Source organism: Sphingobium lactosutens DS20 (genome assembly GCF_000445105.1).
In the GTDB taxonomy this organism is placed as follows: Bacteria; Pseudomonadota; Alphaproteobacteria; order Sphingomonadales; family Sphingomonadaceae; genus Sphingobium; species Sphingobium lactosutens.
The window spans coordinates 47,151-69,407 of sequence record NZ_ATDP01000072.1; the positions used below are offsets into that span (position 1 = coordinate 47,151).

The following is a 22,257-nucleotide window of genomic DNA, read 5'->3' on the forward strand; positions in this document are numbered from 1 at the left end:
GCAGGCCGGAAACCACGCCAGCGTCAAACCTCAGCCGCAATCCTGATACCCCGCCTCGCGACATTGTTTGCGCCGCGCCTTTTCGGCCTTTTTCGCTTCCCGGCCTTCGCGCGCTTCCTTTTCGCGCATCTTGCGGCCGTAATTGCGATCGGCCTCATCCTGGCTGGTGGTCGCCCAGTCGGCAACCTGCGAGCCTGCCCGAACCGGCGCGGTGACGACGCTGGCGACGGTGCGAACGCATCCCGTCAGCCCCAGCATCAGCAACGGCCCAGCCAAGATCATCGCCTTCTTCATCGTCCCGTCCTCGCCAATTGCCGTTGCGTGCCTGTCGCCCATAGAGGATATGCCCGACAGACGCCACCCGAGGGGCGGCGCCGTCTTGGAGCTAGGGCGCGGGACACTCGGACGAGGTTCAGGCGTCCAGCCGTTCGCCAAAGCCCTTGCGCAATTTCGCCAGCTTAGGCGGAATGACCGCCATGCAATAGGGATTCCTGTCGCCGACCCTGTCCCAATATTTCTGATGATAATCCTCCGCCGGATACCAGGGGGCTTCCGACTCGATCGCCGTCACGATCGGCGCGGACTGATCTTCCTGCGCGCGCTCAATGCCCGCGCGCGCTTCCTCCTCCTGCTCGGGAGAATGGGGAAAGATCGCGGACCGATATTGGGTGCCGATGTCATTACCCTGACGGTTGAGTGTCGTCGGATCATGCGTGGCGAAAAAGATGTCGAGCAGATCGCCATAGGAAATGACGTCGGGATCGAAGGTGATGCGGATGGCTTCGGCATGACCCGTGTTGCCCGAACAGACCTGTTCATAGGTCGGATCGGGCACCGTGCCGCCGATATAGCCGCTTTCGACCGACTTCACGCCTTTCAGATTCTGATACACCGCTTCGGTGCACCAGAAGCATCCGCCGGCCAGCGTTGCGACTTCTTCCGTCATTCCTGTCATTCCTCAACTATGTGAAGCGTTGAGATAGGAAGGATCAGGCCGGGGTTCCAGACTCCAGCGCGGCGGCCTGCGCCTTCGCCCGTTCCTCGGCCACCAGTTCCTTGCGCGACAGCTTGCCAACCAGCGTCTTTGGCAGGTTGAGGCGAACCTCCACATCGCAGACACGCTCATGCTTGCCGAGCTGCGGATTGACCCAATCCCGGAGCGCAGGGCCATCAATCTCGTGCCCCTCATTCAGGGTCACGAACGCCTTTGGCTGCTCACCGCGATAATGGTCGGGCACACCGATCACCAGCGCCTCCTTGACGGCCGGGTGATGATAGAGGACGGATTCGACCTGGCTTGGGAACACCTTGAACCCGCCGACCGCGATCATGTCCTTCAACCGGTCGACGATCTTCACATAGCCATCTTCGTCGATGATGCCGACGTCGCCCGTGCGGATATAGTCGCCGACGAAAACCTGCGCGTCGGCGTCAGGGCGGTTCCAATAGCCCTTCATGATCTGCGGTCCCGCAAACAGAAGCTCGCCCGGCTCGCCTTGCGGCGGCGGCCGCGTCGGGTCCTCGCGATCGACCAGCTTCACGCGGGTCGCGGGAACCGGCTGACCCACGGTGCCGCTCTTGTTCAGCCCCTCATAGGGGTTGGTGCAGACGATGGGGCTGGTTTCGGTCAGGCCATAGCCTTCGATCAGATGCGCGCCCGTCGCCGCCTCGAACTTCTGCTTGAGTTCCAGCGGCAAGGGCGCACCGCCGGAGATGCAGGCACGCAGCGACGAAAAGTCGATATTGCGGATCGCGGGATGATCCAGCAGCGCCTGGAACATGGTCGGCACGCCCGGCAGGGATGTCGCCTTGACGCGCTGAATGGCGGCCAGCACCTGCGCCGCGTCGAAGCGGGGCAGCATCACCATCTCGCCACCATTCACCACGGTGCGATTGAGCGTGCAGGTATTGGCGAACACATGGAAAAACGGCAGGACCGCAATGATACGATCAGGCTCATGCTGGCGCGGATCGATCGCCTGCGCCTGGCGGGCGTTCGCGGTCAGATTCTGGTGCGTCAGCATCGCACCCTTGGGCGTGCCGGTCGTGCCACCGGTATATTGCAGCAGCGCGACGTCATTGACCGGGTCGATCTGCGCCACGGCGCAATCGCCCTTGTTGGTCATGAACCGGTCATAGCGGATGATCCGCGGATCATCGGGGATGGCCACGCTCTCGCTTGCCTTGAACCAGCGGAACAGCAGCGACTTGACCGGCGGCAGCACTTCGGCGACCGATCCGACGATCAGAGTTTCGAGCGTGCTGTGCTCCAGCACCTCCATGGCGGTAGGCAGCAAAGCCTTTGCCGACAGGGTGAAGAGAATTTTCGTCCCGCTATCCTCGACCTGATGCTCCAGCTCGGCCGCGGTATAGAGGGGGGAGAAATTGACGACGATCGCGCCGGCCATCAGCGCGCCATAATAGGCCGCGACATAATGGGGGGTGTTGGGCAGATAGAGGCCAACCCGGTCCCCTTTCTGCACGCCCATGGCCTGCAGCCCGCACGCCACCCGGCGGATCTGGTCATACATGTCGCCATAGGTGAATTTGCGCCCCATGAAGTCGACCATATGGGCGTCGGGATGCGCCAGCGCGCTGTCCGTCACCATCTGCCCCATCGACATCGGCGGGAAGGTTTGATCCCACTGGGTGGGATGGCGATACTTGTCCTTCAGGATCTTTTCGATGCTCTCCATGCCAAGGAGTGTATGGCGCAGCCGCACTTTACGCAAGCGTCAACCAATGAAAAAGGGCCACGTCCCTTGCGGACGCAGCCCTTGGGAAACCTTGAGTTTGCAACGTCAGCAACAGGAACGCCGCTGACGCTACGGCATCACACCTCGCCCTTGTTGCTGCTGAAAGGATCGATGATCGTGGCGGCGCTGGAAATGAAGTCGGACTCGCTCTTAAGCGCCTCTTCAGCACGGCGAACGGCGTCTTCCCGCTCGCGCCGCAACTCCTCGATCAGCGCCTCGCGGTCGCCGTCCAGACGCGAATCGGTGGGCGCTTCGATGCCGGCCTTCTTCGCCGCCCGCACGACCAGCGCGTCCAGTTCGCGCTGTGAACACAGGCCCAGCGTCACCGGATCCTTGGGCGTGATGTTGCTGATGTTCCAGTGGGTGCGGTCGCGGATGGCGGCAATGGTGGTGCGGGTGGTGCCGATCAGCTTGCCGATCGCGCCGTCCGAGATTTCAGGATGGTTGCGCAAGATCCAAGCGATGCCATCGGGCTTATCCTGCCGCTTGCTGACCGGCGTATAGCGCGGCCCCTTAGTCCGGCGCACAGGCTCCGGCCCTTTCAGCATCTTGAGCTTATAGTCGGGGTTCGCCTCACCCTTATGGATTTCCTCCATGGTGATTTCATGCGCGCGCACAGGATCGCGCCCGGTATATTTGATGCTGGCGGTATCATCGGCGATCGCCTGCACTTCAAGGATATGCAGCCCGCAGAATTCCGCGATCTGGTCAAAGCTCAGCGCGGTATTGTCGACCAGCCAGCTGGCGGTCGCATGGGGCATGAGAGGCTGGGACACGGGACTTCTCCGGCACGTAAAAACGATAAGGGCCGCCCAAGCAGGGCGGCCACGACGGAGCAGAGATAGTCTATCCCGCCGGTTCCGGCAAGACAATCCGGCGTGCGTTGCGTCAGGCGGCGCTTTCGATCACGTCCGGGTCGATCGCATGGAGGCCGGCGAGAAATTCCCTGGCGCTGCGGTCCCACGAAAAACTGCGCCCATAGGCCGCGCACGCCGCCCGGTCGCGCTGCAAGGCTGCGGCGATGGCCTGGCCAAGATCGTCCGACAGGGCGCCTGTTTCCTGGGTCACGATATCGACCGGGCCGGTCACGGGGAAAGCCGCGACGGGCGTCCCGCACGCCAGCGCCTCTATCATGACAAGGCCGAACGTGTCGGTGCGGCTGGGAAAGACGAACACGTCGGCATTGGCGTAGGCGCCCGCCAGATGCTTGCCGAACAATGGCCCGACAAAGCGCACCTGCGGCCAGACTCGTTCAAGTGCCGCGCGCGCGGGACCGTCACCGACGACGACCTTGGTGCCGGGATGGTCGGCGGCGAGGTACGCCTCCAGATTCTTCTCCACCGCGACGCGGCCGACATAAAGCATGATCGGACGCGGCAGATCGGCAAATTGCGCCGGCATGGCGGCGTCGGGCGTGAAAGCGGCAAGGTCCACCCCCCTGCCCCATGGCCGCACATTGGCGATGCCATGGGCGCGCAACTGCTCGCGAACCGATCGCGTCGACACCAGCACCGCCTGCGCAGGGCCATGGAACCAGCGGATATAGCGCCAGAACCAGGCGGCCGGCAGGCCCGTGCGCTGCGACACATAGTCGGGGAAATGCGTATGATAGGCGGTTGTGAAGGGCACGCCGCTGCGCAGGCACCAGCGGCGCGCGGCCACGCACAGGGGGCCTTCGGTCGCCAGATGCACCGCATCGGGGCGAAAGGCGGCAATATCCTGTCCCACGACGCTCGACCGCACCAGGGCAAGCCGGATTTCGGGATAGGTCGGGCACGGGATCGACCCGTAAAGGTCGGGCGAGATCACTTTGACCGGATGGCCCATCCGCGTCAGTTCGCCCTCGATTGTCTGAAGCGTCCGCACGACGCCGTTGACTTGCGGCGACCAGGCATCGGTGACGATCGCGATCCGCACGCTTTCCTCCGTCAAGCGGCAAGCCGGGAGGAGTCGCGCGCCGCCTCCTTGGCGGCTCGGGCGGCAATTTCGTCCGCCCAGTGCAGCACTTCCATTCGGCCATCGAAATGCTCGACCAGGGCTGTGCAGCCTTCGACCCAGTCACCGTCATTATAATAGTCTACACCAGCGATCTGGCGCATCTCGGCGTTGTGAATATGCCCGCAGACCACGCCATCGACACCACGCGTGGCGGCTTCATGCGCGACCACATCCTCGAACTTGGAAATGAATTCGACGGCATTCTTGACCTTGTGCTTGGCCATTTTGCTCAGCGACCAATAAGGAAGCCCCATACGCTGTCGCACCGCATTCACGACGACATTCAGGCGCATCATCAACGTATAGGCCGCGTCCCCGACGAAGGCGAGCCAGCGGTGCGCGAGCATGATCGTGTCGAATTCATCGCCGTGCAGCACCAGCAGCTTGCGCCCATCGGCGGTGACGTGGATCGCCTTGCGCCGGATTTCGACACCGCCAAAATTCATGCCGGTGAACTGGCGGAACATTTCGTCGTGATTGCCGGGAATATAGACGACGCGCGTGCCGCGCTTGGCGCGCTTCATGATGCGCCACACCACGTCATTATGTGCCTGCGGCCAGTAGAAACGCTTTTTAAGCCGCCAGCCATCGATGATGTCGCCGACCAGGTAGATGGTTTCGCTGTCGACGCTGTCGAGGAAATCGATCAGCATCGTCGCGTTACAGCCGCGCGTGCCTAGGTGGATGTCCGAAATCCAGATGGTGCGATAGCGGCGACGCTCCCCTTCCCGTTCAGGGATGTGGAATGGGTCGTCCGCCCCCTGTTCCAGATTGCCAAGGAAGGGCAAGCGCGTGATGGCGTTCATGTTACGGTCCCCGGAAACTCTGTCCTTGGGACCGAATCCTTAGCGCCGCATTGTTACAAGTCCGCACCGAATATGACGGAAATACTACCGTTCAGGCAGTATCACGCCGCGATCAACCGTTGAAGCCCACGGACAGAAATTCCGGAACGGGGCCGTTCCATCCCTCGTCGGGGCCATCGTCGTGCGTGGCCGACTGGCGAGAAGGCCGTGATGCGGGCTTGCGATCGTCACTGCGGCGGTCAGTCCGCTTCTCGTTCGATCGATCTGGCGATCGATCCGGAGACCGCTCCGGCCGGCGCGCCTTGGTCGGCGCCGGCTTGTCCTCAGCCTTTGGCTCGGCATCCTTCGTCTCGCCGGGCAAATCGGCATAGTCGATCTTCGTGCCGATCAGCTTCTGGATATTGTCGATCGCTTCGGCATCATCCTTGGTAACGAAGGTGTAGGCCACCCCCTTCGCGCCCGCGCGACCAGTGCGACCGATGCGATGGACATAATCGTCGGGATGCCAGGGCGCATCGAAATTGAAGACATGGCTGACGCCCTTGATATCAAGGCCGCGCGCAGCCACGTCCGATGCGACCAGGATGTTGACCGTGCCGTCGCGGAACCGCTCAAGTTCCGCGATCCGCGACGCCTGGTCGATGTCCCCGTGAATCTCGCCGGACTTATATCCGTGGCGTTGCAGGCTCTTGTTGAGTTCGCGCACGGTCGTCTTGCGATTGCAGAAGATGACAGCGCTCTGCACCTTTTGCCCGTCGAGCAGGGCGCGCAGCGCCTCGCGCTTCTTGCGCGCATCCACTTTCACCAGATGCTGCGCGATATTGGTCGACGCAGTCGCCGGGCGCGCGACCTCGATCGACTTGGGATTGCTGAGGAAGCGATCCGCCAGTTTCTTGATGACGGGCGGCATGGTCGCTGAAAAGAGCAGCGTCTGCCGCTGCGCGGGCAATTTGGTGCAGATATGCTCGATGTCGGGAATGAACCCCATGTCGAGCATCCGATCCGCTTCGTCGATCACCAGCATGTTGCAGCCGTTGAGCAGGATCTTGCCCCGCTCGAACAAATCCATCAGGCGTCCAGGCGTGGCGATCAGCACGTCGACGCCCTTTTCCAGCGCCTTGACTTGATCGCCCATCTGGACGCCGCCGATCAGCAACGCCATCGAAAGCTTGTGATATTTGCCGTATTTCTCGAAATTCTCGGCCACCTGCGCCGCCAGCTCGCGCGTCGGCTCCAGGATCAGGCTACGCGGCATCAGCGCGCGGGCGCGGCCATGGGCCAATATGTCGATCATCGGCAGCACGAAACTGGCGGTCTTGCCCGTGCCGGTCTGCGCGATGCCGATAATGTCCTTCATCATCAGCACCGACGGAATCGCCTGCGCCTGGATGGGTGTCGGCGTGTCGTAACCGGATTCGGTCACGGCCTTCAATAATTCGTCGGATAGGCCGAGATCGGCAAAAGTCATTCAAAAGCCCGGGACAGGAGGAAAGTGCGCGCTGCGCGTCCGCAGCACGGAAATCGGCCGCGCATTGCGGAAATATCGCACCAATGTCAAGAAATTCAGGCGCATCGCGCCCGGACGAAAAGTTAATCGTCGTCATCTGCGGCCACGAGCCGCCGGAAATCGTTGATCTCACAACTCATGCCGTTGCGTGCCTGCAATTCATCGCGTCCCGAACACAAGGACCCGTCATCATGCGGCTCAACATAGAAGCCGGAATAAAATCCCGCCGAATCGCATCCCCGCTCCAGCCGGGCGCGATAGCGATGGTCGTCCGCCAGCAATAGGTCGACGCCTTCGCGCACGACGATGCTGGCACCGCGAATGGAGCGCAGCGCGATGCAGCGCGGCCCCTTCTTTTCCTCCCAATCGTCTCGCGCGTTCGGATTGGCGCGGGGCGGCGCCTTGCCCTTGCGCGCCATCGGCACCCGGATGATGACGCGGCGCTCGATCGTCATCTGCGCCCATTGCACGGGCTGAGCGGCAGGCGCAGCAAGAAGCAGCAACACGGAATGAAGCAAGTCGAACCCCTTTATGGGATGGGGACGCTAGCGCGCGATGGTTGAACAGTCGATGAATTCCGGGGCATAGCCTATCCCATGATTGGACAAGACATCATAGATCGCTTCACGGCGCTGCTCGGACCCAAGGGCGTCACCACCAACCCAGACGACATTGCGCCTTGGGTCAGCGACTGGCGCGGGCGCTATCACGGCGCGGCCGCCGCGATCCTGTCGCCTGATTCGACGCGCCTTATATCCGAAACCGTGAAACTCGCGGCCGAACTGGGCGTGCCGCTGGTGCCGCAGGGCGGCAATACGTCCATGGTCGGCGGCGCGACCCCGCCGTCCGATGGCTCCGCCCTCATCCTGTCGCTACGCCGGATGAACCGGATTCGCAGCCTTTCCGCACAGGATAACCTCGCTGTCTGCGAAGCCGGGGTGATATTGAGCGTGCTGCATGATGCCGCGCAGGCCCAAGGACGGCGTTTCCCCTTGAGCCTGGGCGCCAAAGGCTCCGCGACGATCGGTGGCCTCATATCCACCAACGCCGGCGGGACGCAGGTGCTGCGCCATGGCACGATGCGCGCACTGGTGGACGGGCTGGAGGCGGTACTGCCCGACGGCAGCATTTTCGACGGGCTGGACGCACTCAAAAAAGACAATCGCGGCTACGACATCAAGCAATTGCTGATCGGCGCGGAAGGAACGCTGGGCATCGTCACCGCCGCGTCGCTGCGCCTCGTCCCCGCCATCGCCACGCGCGCGGTTGGCTGGGCTGGGGTCGACAGCCCGGAACAGGCGCTGCACCTGCTTCGACTGACCGAAAAGACGCTGGGCGAGAGCGTCGAAGGTTTCGAGGTCATTGCCGATGATACATTAGGGTTTGTGCTGGGCCATATTCCCGGCACCCGCTCCCCGATCGAAACGCGCACGCCATGGCATGTTCTGATAGAGGTCGATCATGCCGATCTTGCCGATCCCGGCCCGGGCGAACGGCTGGAAGGGGCGCTGGCGCAGGCGATGGAACAGGGCATCGTCCTCGACGCCGCGATCGCCGCCAATGAAGCCCAGGCCGAAGCCTTCTGGCGGATCAGGGAATCGCTCTCGGAATCCGAACGCGCACAGGGACCCGCGCTGCAATATGACATCAGCGTACCCGTCGCGAAGATGCCCGCCTTCATGGTCGAGGCGGCCGCCGCTGCCGAGGCCGCTTTCCCCGGCACCACCGCCTCCTCCTTCGGGCATCTGGGCGATGGCAATGTGCATTTCCATGTGCGCGCGCCCAAGGGAACGAGCGACGGGCCGGCATGGATCGCGGCCCAAGGCCAGTCCATCAACGCCTTCGTTCATGACGCGGTAGTGGCCGCAGGCGGCTCCATTTCGGCCGAACATGGCATCGGCCAGATGAAGCGGGCGGAACTGGCAAGGCTGTCCAGCCCCGCGCGGATCGCCGCCCTGCGCGCTATCAAGACCGCGTTCGATCCCCACGGCCTGTTCAACCCCGGCAAGCTCATTCCCCTGCCGGAAGAAGGCTGACCGCTTGTCCAACCCGGCGCAGCGCCGACAAAGCGATTGCACCGGGACGGCAAGCCCTTTATCGCCCTGCCCCAATATTTCGGACCGCGGCGCGCGACGCCGCACATTGAGAGAATGGACCTGATCATGGCCACAGCGCCCGCGAACAACCTGCCGATCTTCTACAACGACCTGCTGCCGCTCAGCACGATGGACCATGCCGATTACAAGAGCCGCAGCGTCGATTCCGCGCCGTTCCTGACCAGCCAGCATGCGGTGCCGCTGACGATCGACGAGTTCGTGACGGCACAGCGTTTTGCTCCCATCATCTTTTCGGCCGGAGCGGATTCCGTTCCGTTGCTGCTGATGGGCCTGAACGAAGGCGTGAACATCTTCCTGGATGACGAAGGCAAGCTGCGTGGCCCCGCTTATGTGCCGGCCTATGTCCGCCGCTACCCCTGGATGCTGGCCAAGCTGCGTCCGGACAGCGAGGAATTGTCGCTCTGCTTCGACCCCACCAGCCCCGCGCTGGGCGCGTTCGATGAAGGCACGCCGCTGTTCGAGGATGGCAAGCCGAGCGAACTGACGCAGGGCGTGCTCAAATTCTGCGAGGATTTCGAACAGGCCGCGGCGCGCACCGGGCAGTTCGTCAAGGAATTGCAGGATATGGACCTGCTGATGGACGGCGAAGTGTCGATTCAGACGCCGATCGCCGACCAGCCCTTCGTCTATCGCGGTTTCCGCATGGTCAATGAGGAAAAGCTGCGCGATCTGCGCGGCGTTCAGCTGCGCAAGATCAACCAGAGCGGCATGCTGCCGCTGATCTACGCCCATCTCTTCTCGCTTCAGCTGATGCGCGAGATTTTCGAGGCGCAGATCAACCAGGGCAAAGGCCCGATCAACGCACCCGCCGCACCCGCTACCGCGGAAGGCTGAAACCCGCCAGGTTGATCAGCATAAGACTTTAGTCGATAGGATGGCGCTTCCCTCTTGAAAGGCGATTGACGCTGTCCTATCTCTCAAACATGCGGCGCACCTGCCCCCCTTTCGGGTGTGTCGTATGGGCGCCTCCCCCTTTGGAGGCGTCTCCTCCCTGAACCTAGGCCACCCCATGCTTGCATGGGGTGGTTTTTTATGGAGCGCCGATGGCCCTCGCCCGGCTTTTGCTTGACGCGCGGGCGGGGACTGGTAAAGCGCTCCCCCTGCCGGCCGCCCACGCGGCCCTAAGGCCCCTTCGTCTAGCGGTCAGGACGCGGCCCTCTCACGGCTGAAACACGGGTTCGATTCCCGTAGGGGTCACCAATTGCGCGATCGGCCGAACCCGTTGATGGAAATCGCGATACTGGCTGAAATCTTGGGCAGGATGCCGAACAGCTGAAACGCGCCGGAAGCCGGATGCCCCCCGATTTGAGCCCCAACTTTGCTGTCACACGCTGTCGTACCTGGCGGACATATGCGCCCCTGGCGCAGTCGTCCACAAGCGCTGAAGCCTGGACCTAAAGCTCTGAGAGATTCTGCCGATAAGGGAATGGTGCCGCTTACGTGACTCGAACACGTGACCCCATCATTACGAATGATGTGCTCTACCAACTGAGCTAAAGCGGCGATGGGCGGCCAGATAACAGCGGTTGGGCGATTGGACAAGCGGGCAAATCATCCTTTCCGCCGCTTTTCTTGAAGCGCGCATTTACCCCCTCTTTACCATCCCATGCCACACTGCGGGTCCGGGCAAGGCTTTGCGGTATGACAGGAACCGACTGAATGGACACTCTGCGGGGGCATGACGTCGCCAATGAACAGGATGATTTCGACGATGGCGACGATGCCGCGATCGAAAGCCCGCCTGCGGTCGGCTCCGATGAGCGCCGGATGCAGGTGCGCGCCTATAACTACTGGGCGTCGCTGCTGGGCGACCGCGCGCTGCCGTCTATTGAGGATCTTGCGCCAGATCAACTGGAGGATTTCGGGCCATATAGCGTGCTGCTCGATTTCAGCACCGGGCTGGAAAACCCGGCCATCGTCTATCTGGGTTCGGCCTTGCGCCAGGAATGCGAAATCGAAGGCGCTATCGACTATATTCAGGACGTGCCGGCCCGGTCCTTGCTCTCCCGGTTGACCGACCATTATCTCCAGATCATCGCCAACGCCGCGCCGATCGGTTTTGAAGCCGAATTCATCAACCAGCGCGACGCGGAAATCCTCTATCGCGGCATTTTGATGCCCTTCTCCTCCGATGGTGACACGATCGACTTCGTGTTCGGCGTCATCAACTGGAAGGAAACCGTCAGCAGCGACATGCTGCACGGTCTGGAGCGGGAGGTGGGCGACGCGTTGCGCAGCGCCCCGACGCCGCGCGCGGCAACCCCGATCTGGGCGGATGGCCCCGCCAGCGACGCGATGACCGCCGCGCCCGATGAAGCGAACGAAGACACGCTCGACCTTGCCGGCATGGAGTGCCCGGCCGACGATGCCACGCTGGCGGACTGGCTCGCCATCGCCCGTGACGGCGCTGCCCGGGTGCGCGTCAGCGAAGCGCGCAGCCATGCCGCGCTCTATCGCGCGGTCAGCCTTTGCTATGACTTCGCGCTGGTCGCCCGCGCCCGACCGGACGATTATACCGAACTGCTCGCCGACTATGGCATCAAGGCGCAGGCGCGCAGCCCGATGACGGCGGTGATCAAGCTCGTCTTCGGCGCCACCTATGACAAGACCCGCATCACCGAATATGCGACGGCGCTGGACCATGCGCTGGGCAACGGGCTGGGCGTCGGAATGCTGGCGGATTACCTGACGGCTTATGTGGGCGGGCTGAAGGCCGTGGTCCGCGACGAACGCGCCAAGCGGCGCGCCGCATCGCCGGCGCGTCCAGACCGCCGCCAGACTGCCCGCGACGCCATCAAGTCGGCCGCCGCGCTGGACCCGGTGGCCGTCACGACGGATCCCGATGGCCTGGCTGTCGTCGTCGCCCGCCGCGAGGAAGACGGCAGCCTGTCGATCGTCGCCGCCCTGCCCGAAGGATCGGATCTGGGCCAACGAGTGATTGTCGCCGCATCGCGCTGACGGCTCATATCGCCGCGCGCTGCATACGCCCCCTCGACATCCCAATCCGGGCGCGCGATAGAGGCGAACATGAACCGGCGCCGGCCCTTGCTGGATGCTGCGCTGCATCATATTATTTCACGGCATCGAAATTTTATTTCGCTCAATACTTGAGCGTTTTTGCCGCGCGTCGCATATAGGCGCTCCCGAGCCGAGGAGTCGCATGGCGGCCATCCAGCGCCTCCTCCGTTCTGACCAAAGCGGGTGAAGACCGCTGTTGAGAGGTGAGCGAATGACGGCGCTGGCTGAAGCGAAGAATAAGGACGTCGACCAGACCATCCTGGAGGCGCTGCAAGGCGCGTTGAGCAAGGGCGCTCTACCGGGCGAAAGCGAAGGACTGGACCAGTCGGCGCTGTCGGGCGCCGCTGCCTTTCTCGGCCGCGTCGCCAATGGCAGGCGGCCTGGCGAACCGGCCATCGTCATCGAAACGCTGGGCGAGGGCGCGAAAGGCCGGTTCATGCGGCTGGCGATCGTCAATGACGACATGCCTTTCCTGGTGGACTCGATTGCCAACGCGCTTGCTGCGGCAGACATCACCATCCACCGCCTGCTGCATCCCATCCTGTCGGTCGGGCGCGACGCCAATGGCGCGCTGACGGCCATATTGGACGATGATGCGCCCGGCGCCCGGCGTGAATCCATGATCTATATCGAAGCGGACCGGGCGGACGCGAAGGCGCGCCGGGCGCTTGAAAAGGCGCTGGCCGAAACGCTGGCGGACGTACGCGCCGCCGTGGCGGACTGGGCGCAGATGCAGGCGGCCATGTCGGCCGACGCGGACGCGGTTCCCGATGAGGAAGGCGCGGCGCTACTGCGTTGGTTCCTCGCCCGCCACTTTACCCAGACTGGTCACGAGATCGTTGCGCGCGATGGGAGCAGCAGCGCGGCGCTGGGCATATGCACCCGCAATGATCGCCCGCTGATCGCGCCGGCATCGCTGGAAGCGGCCTTTTCCTGGTTCGAGGAAGGCAAGCGCACCCCACTGATCATCAAGTCCAGTCGTTTGTCGCGCGTACACCGGCATGTGCTGCTCGACCTGGTCATCATTCCGGTGCGGTCGGGCAAGGATGTGACCGCGCTGTCCATTCATGCGGGGATGTGGACCAGTTCGGGCTTGGCCGCGACGCCGGACAAGGTGCCGCTGCTCCGTTCCGCATTGTCCACCTTGATGGACAAGTTCGGCTTTGATCCGATGGGCCATGCGGGCAAGACCCTTGCCCATGCGCTCACTGCGCTACCGCATGATATCACCATCGGTTTCGATCGCGACACGCTGGAGCGGTTGGCGCTGACCTTCATGTCGCTGACCGATCGCCCGCGCCCGAAACTGGCGCTCGCGACCAGCGCGCTGGCTCGCCACCTCTATGCCTTCGTCTGGTTGCCGCGCGACGAATTGTCGACTGCGCGCCGCGTTGCGGTGCAGACCATGCTGGCCAACGCGGCCAACGGTCCGGTGCTCAGCTGGTCAATCGCCTTGGAAGAAGGCGGCCTGGCGCTGCTGCGCATCACGCTCGATCTGCGCGACGGCGGCACCGTGCCGGACGCGGAGGCGCTCGACCGGCAGTTGCAGCAGATGGTGCGCGGCTGGGTGCCCGCTGTCGAGGAATCGCTCGCCGAAACGGAAGAACCCGGCCGGGCCGCAGCCATGGCGCAGCGCTATGCCGCCGGGTTCCCCCTTGCCTATCGCAATGGCGCCGGTCCTGCCGAGGCGGCCGTCGACATTCGCCTGATCCATGGCCTTTCGGGACCAAGCGACAAATCCATCCGCGTCTATCGCAATCCGGAGGACTGCACCGAACGGCTGCGCCTCAAACTCTATAGCCATGACACGACCGCCCTGTCCGAGGTCGTGCCCGCGTTCGAGAATTTCGGCTTCCGCGTGATCGAGGAGATGACGACGCCGATCGACGGCGGCGCGCTCGGCCATGTTCAGCGCTTCGTACTGGAATTGCCGTCGGGCGCAGACGCGCAGCCGGTGGTCGACCGCGCCGAAATCGTGACCGAAGCCATCGCCCAGGTTCTGGAAGGGCGCGCTGAAAACGACCGTTTCAATGAATTGATCGTGACGGCCGGGCTGTCGCCACGATCGGTGGTGCTGTTCCGGGCGCTCTATCGTTATCTGCGTCAGACCGGTGTCGCCTATGGCATGGCGACCTTCGCGGAAACCCTGCGCCGCGCGCGCGATGTGACGATGAACCTCGTCGCCCTGTTCGAAGCGCTCCACGATCCTGCGGCGCAGGCGGATTCCGATGATCGCATCGCCGCGGCCAATGCCGCCATCGACGCGGGTCTGGAGCAAGTGACGGCGATTGACGAAGATCGCGTGCTGCGCTTGCTGCGCGCGGTCATCGGCGCCACGCTTCGCACCAATTTCTATGGATCGGCCGCTACAGAAGCGCTGGCGTTCAAGCTCGACAGTGCACAAATTCCGGGCCTGCCCGCGCCCCTGCCCTGGCGTGAAATCTGGGTCTACAGCCCACGGGTCGAAGGCATCCACCTGCGCGCCGGACCGGTGGCCCGTGGCGGCCTGCGCTGGTCGGACCGGCGCGACGATTTCCGCACTGAAATCCTGGGGCTGATGAAGGCGCAGCGCGTCAAGAATGCCGTGATCGTGCCGACCGGAGCCAAGGGCGGCTTCTATCCCAAGCAACTGCCCAATCCCCAGGCCGATCGCGATGCGTGGCTCGTCGAAGGCACCGAAAGCTATCGCATTTTCATTCGCGCCTTGCTGTCGGTCACGGACAATATCGTCAAGGGAGAGGTGAAGCATCCTGCGGAGGTCGTGGTGCGCGACGGGGATGATCCCTATTTTGTCGTCGCCGCCGACAAGGGCACCGCAACCTTCAGCGACGTCGCCAACGCGATCGCGCAGGACCGCGACTTCTGGCTGGGCGATGCCTTCGCCAGCGGCGGCTCCAATGGCTATGATCATAAGGCGATGGGCATCACCGCGCGGGGCGCCTGGATTTCCGTGCAGCGCCATTTCGCCGAAATGGGCATCGACGTGCAGAGCGAACCGGTCAGCGTGGTGGGATGCGGCGACATGTCGGGCGACGTGTTCGGCAATGGCATGCTGCTCAGCAAAGCGATCAAGCTGGTTGCCGCATTCGACCATCGCCACATCTTCTTCGATCCGACGCCCGACCCGGCGCGCAGCTGGCAAGAACGCAACCGGATGTTCCAGCTCCCCCGGTCCAGCTGGGAAGATTATGACAAGTCTCTGATCTCGAAGGGCGGTGGAGTGTTCTCGCGCAGCCTCAAGCGCATTCCCCTCACCCCTGAAATGCAGGATATTCTTGGCGTCACCGACGCGGAGATGGAACCGTCCGCCCTGATTTCCGCCATTTTGAAGGCGCCGGCCGACCTGCTCTGGTTCGGTGGCATCGGCACCTATGTGAAGGCGGCCACGCAAAGCCATGGCGACGTCGGCGATCCCGCCAATGATCGCCTGCGCATTAATGCCGAGGATTTGCGCGTCCGCGTGATCGGCGAAGGCGCCAATCTGGGCGTCACGCAGGCGGGTCGCATCGCCTTCTCGCTGAAGGGCGGGCGCATCAATACCGACTTCATCGACAATAGCGCCGGCGTCGACTGTTCGGATAATGAGGTCAACATCAAGATTGCGCTAAACAAGGAAATGGCTGAAGGCCGCCTGCCGTTCGACGCGCGCAACGCCTTGCTGGAAAGCATGACCGATGCGGTTTCCGATCTGGTGCTGGAGGATAACCGGCTTCAGGCGCTGGGCCTCTCCATCGCGGAAGCGGGCGGGAGCGATGACCTCGCCAGCTATGTCCGCCTGATCGAAACCTTCGAGGAATCCGGCCGTCTGGATCGTCAGGTCGAAGGACTCGCCGCCAATGACCAGCTCTTGCGGCGCGGGCAGGATGGTCAGGGCCTTACCCGGCCCGAGCTGGCGGTCCTTCTGTCCACCGCCAAGCTGGCGTTGCAGGATGCGATCGAACATGGCGACCTGGCCAGCGATGACAGCATGATCGACGAGTTGATGGCGGCCTTTCCGCCCGCGATGCAGGAAAAGGAAGCCGACGCGATCGCCGCGCACGCCCTGCGAAAGGAGATTATTGCGACCAAGGTGGCGAACCGCATCGTCAATCGCCTGGGCCTTATTCACCCGTTTGAGCTGGCGGAGGAAGAAGGCTGCTCGCTGGCAGACCTGGCCAACGCCTTCCTGATCGCCGAGCGGCTGTACAATATTCGTGACCTCTGGGCCGACATTGACGGCGCTGACATGAGCGAAGACGCGCGCCTCGGTCTATTCGCCACGATCGCCAGCGGGATGCGCGCCCAGATCGCCGACATCCTTCGCGCCCTGCCCACCGGAACCTTGCCGGCACAGGGGCATGAGCGACTGGCGCCGGGCGTGCACAAGCTGGCGGAGCAGGTGGATGACCTGCTGACCAGCGAAGCGCAGCGTCGCGCGGCCGGCGTTACCGACCGGTTGCTTGGCCTTGGCGCGCCGGAAGCCCTGGCGCGGCGTGCGGCGGGTCTGTTCACGCTGGACGGCGCGGTAGGCATCGCCTCCCTCGCGTCGCGCATGGACATGAACGAAGTCGCCCTCACCCGCGCCTTCACGCATCTGGGTGAAGCCGTCGGCATTGACTGGGTTCAGTCGACCGCGGCGCGGATGGAACCGTCGGACCCATGGGAGCGGCTGCTGATCTCCGGCGTCGCCCGCGACATGCAGCAGGTGCGGCTCGATTTTCTCGCGCAGGCCAAGACGATGGACGTGTCCGACCATGTCGAACAATGGCTCAAGGCCAAAGCCGAACGCATTCGCCAGTTCCGCAGCTTGGTGCAGCGCGCCAAGGCGGCAGCCAACCCCAATGTCGCGATGCTGGCGGAGATCGCAGGCCAGGCGCGCGGTCTTCTCGGGCGCTGATGGCCCGAGCGCCGGGAGGCAGGCGCGCCTGCCTCCCGGGCCGATTTCGTCAATCCGTGACGGGCGTTTCCATATCGGCCTTGGTGGCGCCACCTTCGGGTGTGGGAATCCCCGGCCCATAGACAGGCACGACCGGCTCATCGGGTGCGCGACCGTGCAGCGCGTCTATCTCCGCCTGACGCTGTTTCAGATATAGATCGCGATAGGCGGCATAGGGGTCATCGTCCTGCCGCAGCTTCTGGATGGTTTCGTCAAAAGCCGCGCGTTCGCCCAGCTGGTTAAGCACCGTGGCCGGAATGACATAGGTCGGCTTGTTGAATGGCTCGCCGATGGACAGGGGCAGGATCATCTTGTCGACCGTATCCCCGACAATATCCCGCAACGTCGTGGGCCCCACGATCGGCAGATACATATAGGGTCCAGGTCCGACGCCATAATAGCCCAGCGTGTTGGCCAGTCCGTTGTTGCGATGCGGCAAGTGGAAGGGTTTGCGTTTAGCGATATCGAACAGACCCAGGAACCCCAGCGTCGAATTGACGCCAAAGCGCCCCGCCGTCTCGGCCGCCTTGCCCGGCTTCAATTGCAACAGATAGGCGGCAAAGACGATCGGCTCGCCAATGTTAGAGAAGAAGTTGCGCAGGCCCTTTCGAACCGGCCGGGGCAGCCCCTTGTTATAGGCCTTGGCCACCGGCTCCACCACCGCCTTGTCCACCGACTGGACCGCTTCAAAGCTTTTCGCGTTGAGCTTCTCCATCGGATCGCCCGGCGGCGCGCCCTTCTCGCCCGTGACAACGATATCCTGCACCGCATCCTCATCGGCAGGCTGCTCCCCGGATGGCGTAACGGAGGTGCCCGGCAGTGTCCCGTCGACGCGCGCTGGCGCAGTCCGATCCACGGTCGATCCAGCCCCTGCCGCCTGCGGATCAGGTTGCTGGGCAGCCGCTCCCATCATCATCATTCCCGCGGCAACGGCCGGTATCAGCATCAGAATATTCCTAAAATGGGCGCCGCTGCATCGGCAAACGTGCGCCTTGAAGCATGTGCCGCCGCCCTTGAACCCGTCGGCGCGTCCCCGGCATGCGATCCGTTGCGGCTAGACCCCGTGCATCATTGCGTCAAGAGGCTCTGTTGCAAAAATCGTGAAGCTTGAGCATGCTTGGCGGAGATTGGACGGACGGAACGATGACGGATTTCAAGTGGCGCCATTTCCAGGGTGATGTGATCCTGTGGGCGGTGCGCTGGTATTGTCGCTATCCGATCAGCTATCGCGACCTTGAGGAAATGCTGGCGGAACGCGGCATTTCGGTCGACCATACGACGATCTATCGCTGGGTCCAGTGCTACGCCCCGGAGATGGAGAAGCGGCTGCGCTGGTTCTGGCGGCGTGGCTTTGATCCGAGCTGGCGCCTGGATGAAACCTACGTCAAGGTGCGGGGCAAGTGGACCTACCTGTACCGGGCAGTCGACAAGCGGGGCGACACGATCGATTTCTACCTGTCGCCGACCCGCAGCGCCAAGGCAGCGAAGCGGTTCCTGGGCAAGGCCCTGCGAGGCCTGAAGCACTGGGAAAAGCCTGCCACGCTCAATACCGACAAAGCGCCGAGCTATGGTGCAGCGATCACCGAATTGAAGCGCGAAGGAAAGCTGGACCGGGAGACGGCCCACCGGCAGGTGAAGTATCTCAATAACGTGATCGAGGCCGATCACGGAAAGCTCAAGATACTGATCAAGCCGGTGCGCGGTTTCAAATCGATCCCCACGGCCTATGCCACGATCAAGGGATTCGAAGTCATGCGAGCCCTGCGCAAAGGACAGGCTCGCCCCTGGTGCCTGCAGCCCGGCATCAGGGGCGAGGTGCGCCTTGTGGAGAGAGCTTTTGGCATTGGGCCCTCGGCGCTGACGGAGGCCATGGGCATGCTCAACCACCATTTCGCAGCAGCCGCCTGATCGGCGCAGAGCGACAGCCTACCTCTGACTGCCGCCAATCTTTGCAACAGAGCCATCACGGCTACCGGATGCACGATCATCATAGATATTGCCTGGCTCGACACCGGCAGCGCGAAGGGCATCGTGCTGCAGGTCGAGCGACTGCGAGCCGTCGGCTTTGGACACGCGGGCGTAGCCGATCAGCATGGATCACAAACGAAGGTTTGAGGCGGTGACGAACATGAGCACATAAGATTGGGCTATTGTGTATCTTAACCAGCATCTCAATCAAGCTATCTCAAACCGTAGCTCGGAAAGAATAAGGAGCATGTATGCCGCGTCGCGTGACCCTGACCGATCGACAGCGCGAGGCGCTGCTTCACTTGCCGGTCGATCAAGGTGAGCTGCTGCGGCACTATACCCTCAGCGATGAGGATCTCGGGCATATCCGCCAGCGCCGGCGCGCCCACAATCGTTTTGGCTTCGCGCTGCAACTGTGCGTCCTGCGCTACCCGGGCCGGGTGCTCGCTCCTGGCGAGTTGATCCCGGCGCAGGTATCGGATTTCATCGCGGCCCAGCTCGGCCTGACCAGCGACGATCTACTCCTCTATGCCGCGCGCGAGGAGACCCGGCACGAGCATCTGGCGGACCTTCGCCGAATCTACGGCTATCGCTCCTTTTCGGGGCGGGGCGCACGGGATTTGCGCGAATGGATCGCTCGGGAAGCCGAGGCGGCGACATCGAATGAGGATCTTGCCCGTCGCTTCGTTGCGGAGTGTCGCCGCACCCGCACGATCCTTCCCGGCTCCTCGACGATCGAGCGCCTTTGCGCCGATGCGCTGGTTGAGGCCGAGCGCCGGATCGAGGATCTTATCGCCCATCGCATCACGCCAACCCTGAGCGAGAATTTGGCTCACCTGTTGGAGGATACGGTGGATGGTCGCGTCACGCGCTTCGTATGGCTGCGACAGTTCGAGGTTGGCGCAAATTCAGCAGCCGCTAACCGGCTGATGGATCGACTGGAATATCTTCAAAGGTTCGATCTTCCGGCGGATTTGCTGGACGGCGTGCCGGCGCATCGTGTGACCCGGCTTCGCCGGCAGGGCGAGCGCTATTACGCCGACGGCATGCGTGATCTGCCCGAAGACAGGCGGCTTGCGATCCTCGCTGTCTGCACCCTGGAATGGCGGTCATCGCTGGCCGATGTCATCGTGGAGACCCACGATCGCATCGTAGGCCGTCTCTATCGGGCCTCCGAACGCCTTTGCAACACCAGGATCGCCGACGAAAAGGCGGCCGTTCGGGACACGCTGAAGTCCTTTGCCGAAATCGGTGGTGCTTTGCTTGGAGCGCAGGACGATGGCACGGCCCTGGACGGGATAATCGCCACCGGGCCTGGCTGGGAACGGTTCAGAACCCTTGTCGCCACGGCCTCCGCGCTGACCAACGTGCTCGCGGCCGACCCGCTCAGCCGTGTGCTGGACGGCTATCACCGTTTCCGCCTCTACGCGCCCAGGATGCTGCGCCTGCTCGACATGCAGGCGGCGCCGATCGCCACGCCTCTTCTGGCGGCCGTTGCGATGCTGCGTAACGGGATCAAGGTCGATCCGCCGGTGGATTTTCTACGTCCCAACTCGAAATGGCATCGTCATCTTCGCGCTGAGCCCAGCGGCGACCACCGGCTTTGGGAAATCGCGGTGCTGTTCCACATCCGCGACGCCTTCCGGTCCGGTGACATATGGTTGGCGGGATCGCGCCGCTATGGCGACCTCAAGCAGCTTCTGGTCCCGCCACAGGCGATAGAGCAGACCGCGCGGCTCGCCGTGCCGCTGCGGCCCGGCGAATGGCTGGCCGAGCGCAGGGCTCGACTGGATACACGGCTGAAGGAGTTTGGCCGCGCGGCGCGAACCGGCACGATCCCAGGCGGCATCATCGAGAACGGCAAGCTGCACATCGACAAGCTGAGGGCCGACACGCCCGAAGGGGCCGAGGATCTCGTGCTCGATCTCTATCAACAGCTCCCGCCCGCGAGGATCACCGATCTGTTGCTGGAAGTCGATGAGCGAACCGGATTTTCCGAGGCGTTCACGCATCTGCGCACCGGCGCGCCCTGCAGCGACCGGATCGGCCTGATGAACGTGTTGCTGGCGGAAGGCGTCAATCTCGGTTTGCGCAAGATGGCGGCGGCGACCAACACGCACAGCTTCTGGGAATTGCTGCGGATCGCGCGCTGGCATGTCGAAGGCAGCGCCTATGATCGGGCGCTCGCCATGATCGTGGAGGCCCACGCCGCCCTGCCCATGGCCGCCTTCTGGGGACAAGGGCAATCGGCATCCAGCGACGGGCAGTTCTTCCTTGCTACCGAGCAGGGCGAGGCGATGAATCTGATCAACGCGAAATATGGCAACGTCCCGGGCCTCAAGGGATACAGCCATGTGTCCGATCAATATGCGCCGTTCGCAACCCAGGTGATCCCGGCAACGGTCAGCGAGGCTCCCTATATCCTGGACGGGCTGCTCATGAATGACGCGGGCCGCCGCGTTCGCCAGCATTTTGCCGACACGGGCGGCTTCACCGATCATGTGTTCGCCGCCTGCGCCTTGCTCGGCTACAGGTTCGCCCCCCGTATCCGCGATCTCCCTCAGAAAAGACTCTATGCCTTCACGCCCAACGCGACGCCGGCCAATGTGCGAGCGCTGGTCGGAGGTAAGATCAATGAACCGCTCATCGAGCGCAACTGGCCCGACATCCTGCGCATCATGGCGACGATCGCAGCGGGGATCGTCGCCCCCAGCCAGATTCTTCGCAAGCTCGCCTCTTACCCGCGCCAGAATGAGCTGGCCCTCGCATTGCGAGAGGTGGGCCGCATCGAGCGAACCCTGTTCATGATCGACTGGATTCTTGATGCCGGCCTCCAGCGCCAGGCTCAGATCGGCCTCAACAAGGGTGAGGCCCACCACGCCCTAAAGCGCGCCATCAGCTTCCACCGCCGAGGTGAAATCCGGGATCGATCCGGCGAAGGCCAGCACTATCGCATCGCCGGAATGAACCTGCTCGCCGCCATCATCATATTCTGGAACACCATGAAGCTCGGCGAGGTCGTCAATACCCGGGCCGCCAGCGGTACCCATATCGCGCCTGATCTACTCGCCCACGTCTCGCCGTTGGGATGGGAACACATCAATCTAACCGGGGAATATCGCTGGCCCAAATCCTTAGCGTAGGATTCCGCCCCCTCCCGCAAACGCCCCCT

15 protein-coding genes, 2 tRNA genes and 1 pseudogene are annotated in these 22,257 nt (G+C 63.2%); 7 read left to right on the forward strand and 11 right to left on the reverse strand.

From position 1 onward, the window contains the following. Positions 1–30: 30 nt before the first annotated feature. The 8 genes from RLDS_RS34185 to RLDS_RS34220 form a co-directional block, all read right to left on the reverse strand. Positions 31–294, reverse strand: coding sequence for a hypothetical protein (locus RLDS_RS34185; protein ID WP_021224939.1), 264 nt, complete (start codon positions 292–294; stop codon positions 31–33). A gap of 118 nt (positions 295–412) precedes the next feature. Beyond that, the gene (gene msrA / locus RLDS_RS34190) at positions 413–946 is read right to left on the reverse strand and encodes a peptide-methionine (S)-S-oxide reductase MsrA (RefSeq protein ID WP_021224940.1); all 534 of its coding nucleotides are present in this window, start codon (positions 944–946) and stop codon (positions 413–415) included. 43 nt (positions 947–989) lie between these two features. Then, the gene (locus RLDS_RS34195; RefSeq protein WP_021224941.1) at positions 990–2,696 is read right to left on the reverse strand and encodes a long-chain-fatty-acid--CoA ligase; all 1,707 of its coding nucleotides are present in this window, start codon (positions 2,694–2,696) and stop codon (positions 990–992) included. A 137-nt stretch (positions 2,697–2,833) separates the two neighbouring features. Next, the gene (locus tag RLDS_RS34200) at positions 2,834–3,517 is read right to left on the reverse strand and encodes a DUF1013 domain-containing protein (protein ID WP_021224942.1); all 684 of its coding nucleotides are present in this window, start codon (positions 3,515–3,517) and stop codon (positions 2,834–2,836) included. 127 nt (positions 3,518–3,644) lie between these two features. Then, the gene (locus RLDS_RS34205; protein WP_031297555.1) at positions 3,645–4,673 is read right to left on the reverse strand and encodes a glycosyltransferase family 4 protein; all 1,029 of its coding nucleotides are present in this window, start codon (positions 4,671–4,673) and stop codon (positions 3,645–3,647) included. Between the two features lie 11 nt (positions 4,674–4,684). Continuing rightward, complete coding sequence (locus tag RLDS_RS34210; protein ID WP_021224944.1) at positions 4,685–5,560, reverse strand: UDP-2,3-diacylglucosamine diphosphatase; 876 nt, start codon at positions 5,558–5,560, stop codon at positions 4,685–4,687. 112 nt (positions 5,561–5,672) lie between these two features. Continuing rightward, entirely contained in the window at positions 5,673–7,028 is a 1,356-nt protein-coding gene (locus RLDS_RS34215) for a DEAD/DEAH box helicase (protein WP_021224945.1), read from the reverse strand. A 122-nt stretch (positions 7,029–7,150) separates the two neighbouring features. Then, on the reverse strand, positions 7,151–7,585 hold the full coding sequence (locus RLDS_RS34220) for a hypothetical protein (protein ID WP_021224947.1): 435 nt from the start codon (positions 7,583–7,585) through the stop codon (positions 7,151–7,153). A gap of 78 nt (positions 7,586–7,663) precedes the next feature. Between RLDS_RS34220 and RLDS_RS34225 the strand changes: the two genes are divergently transcribed. From RLDS_RS34225 to RLDS_RS34235, 3 genes are all read left to right on the forward strand, one after another. Then, complete coding sequence (locus RLDS_RS34225; RefSeq protein WP_021224948.1) at positions 7,664–9,103, forward strand: FAD-binding oxidoreductase; 1,440 nt, start codon at positions 7,664–7,666, stop codon at positions 9,101–9,103. A gap of 126 nt (positions 9,104–9,229) precedes the next feature. Then, on the forward strand, positions 9,230–10,018 hold the full coding sequence (locus RLDS_RS34230; RefSeq protein WP_031297557.1) for a SapC family protein: 789 nt from the start codon (positions 9,230–9,232) through the stop codon (positions 10,016–10,018). A 291-nt stretch (positions 10,019–10,309) separates the two neighbouring features. Beyond that, positions 10,310–10,384: transfer RNA gene (locus RLDS_RS34235), tRNA-Glu, on the forward strand. Positions 10,385–10,611: 227 nt separating this feature from the next. Here the strand turns inward: RLDS_RS34235 and RLDS_RS34240 are convergent. After that, positions 10,612–10,687, reverse strand: a tRNA-Thr gene (locus tag RLDS_RS34240). A 156-nt stretch (positions 10,688–10,843) separates the two neighbouring features. Between RLDS_RS34240 and RLDS_RS34245 the strand changes: the two genes are divergently transcribed. Together RLDS_RS34245 and RLDS_RS34250 are read left to right on the forward strand one after the other, a co-directional pair. Next, complete coding sequence (locus tag RLDS_RS34245; protein ID WP_021224950.1) at positions 10,844–12,142, forward strand: PAS domain-containing protein; 1,299 nt, start codon at positions 10,844–10,846, stop codon at positions 12,140–12,142. A gap of 271 nt (positions 12,143–12,413) precedes the next feature. After that, positions 12,414–17,078 carry an NAD-glutamate dehydrogenase gene (locus tag RLDS_RS34250; protein ID WP_021224951.1) on the forward strand — a complete coding sequence of 1,555 codons (4,665 nt, stop codon included), beginning with the start codon at positions 12,414–12,416 and terminating at the stop codon, positions 17,076–17,078. Positions 17,079–17,127: 49 nt separating this feature from the next. Here the strand turns inward: RLDS_RS34250 and RLDS_RS34255 are convergent, their stop codons facing one another. Next, complete coding sequence (locus RLDS_RS34255; RefSeq protein ID WP_021224952.1) at positions 17,128–18,063, reverse strand: MlaA family lipoprotein; 936 nt, start codon at positions 18,061–18,063, stop codon at positions 17,128–17,130. 197 nt (positions 18,064–18,260) lie between these two features. Here RLDS_RS34255 and RLDS_RS34260 point away from each other — a divergent pair, with 197 nt between their 5' ends. Then, on the forward strand, positions 18,261–19,025 hold the full coding sequence (locus tag RLDS_RS34260) for an IS6-like element IS6100 family transposase (protein WP_001389365.1): 765 nt from the start codon (positions 18,261–18,263) through the stop codon (positions 19,023–19,025). A 54-nt stretch (positions 19,026–19,079) separates the two neighbouring features. Here RLDS_RS34260 and RLDS_RS55150 read toward each other — a convergent pair. Continuing rightward, positions 19,080–19,211 (reverse strand): annotated as a pseudogene (locus tag RLDS_RS55150) (recombinase family protein); the annotation flags it as partial. Between the two features lie 125 nt (positions 19,212–19,336). Here RLDS_RS55150 and RLDS_RS34265 point away from each other — a divergent pair. Next, a complete protein-coding gene (locus RLDS_RS34265; RefSeq protein ID WP_016746447.1) occupies positions 19,337–22,228 on the forward strand; it encodes a Tn3 family transposase in 2,892 nt (963 codons plus the stop codon). Positions 22,229–22,257: the final 29 nt, after the last annotated feature.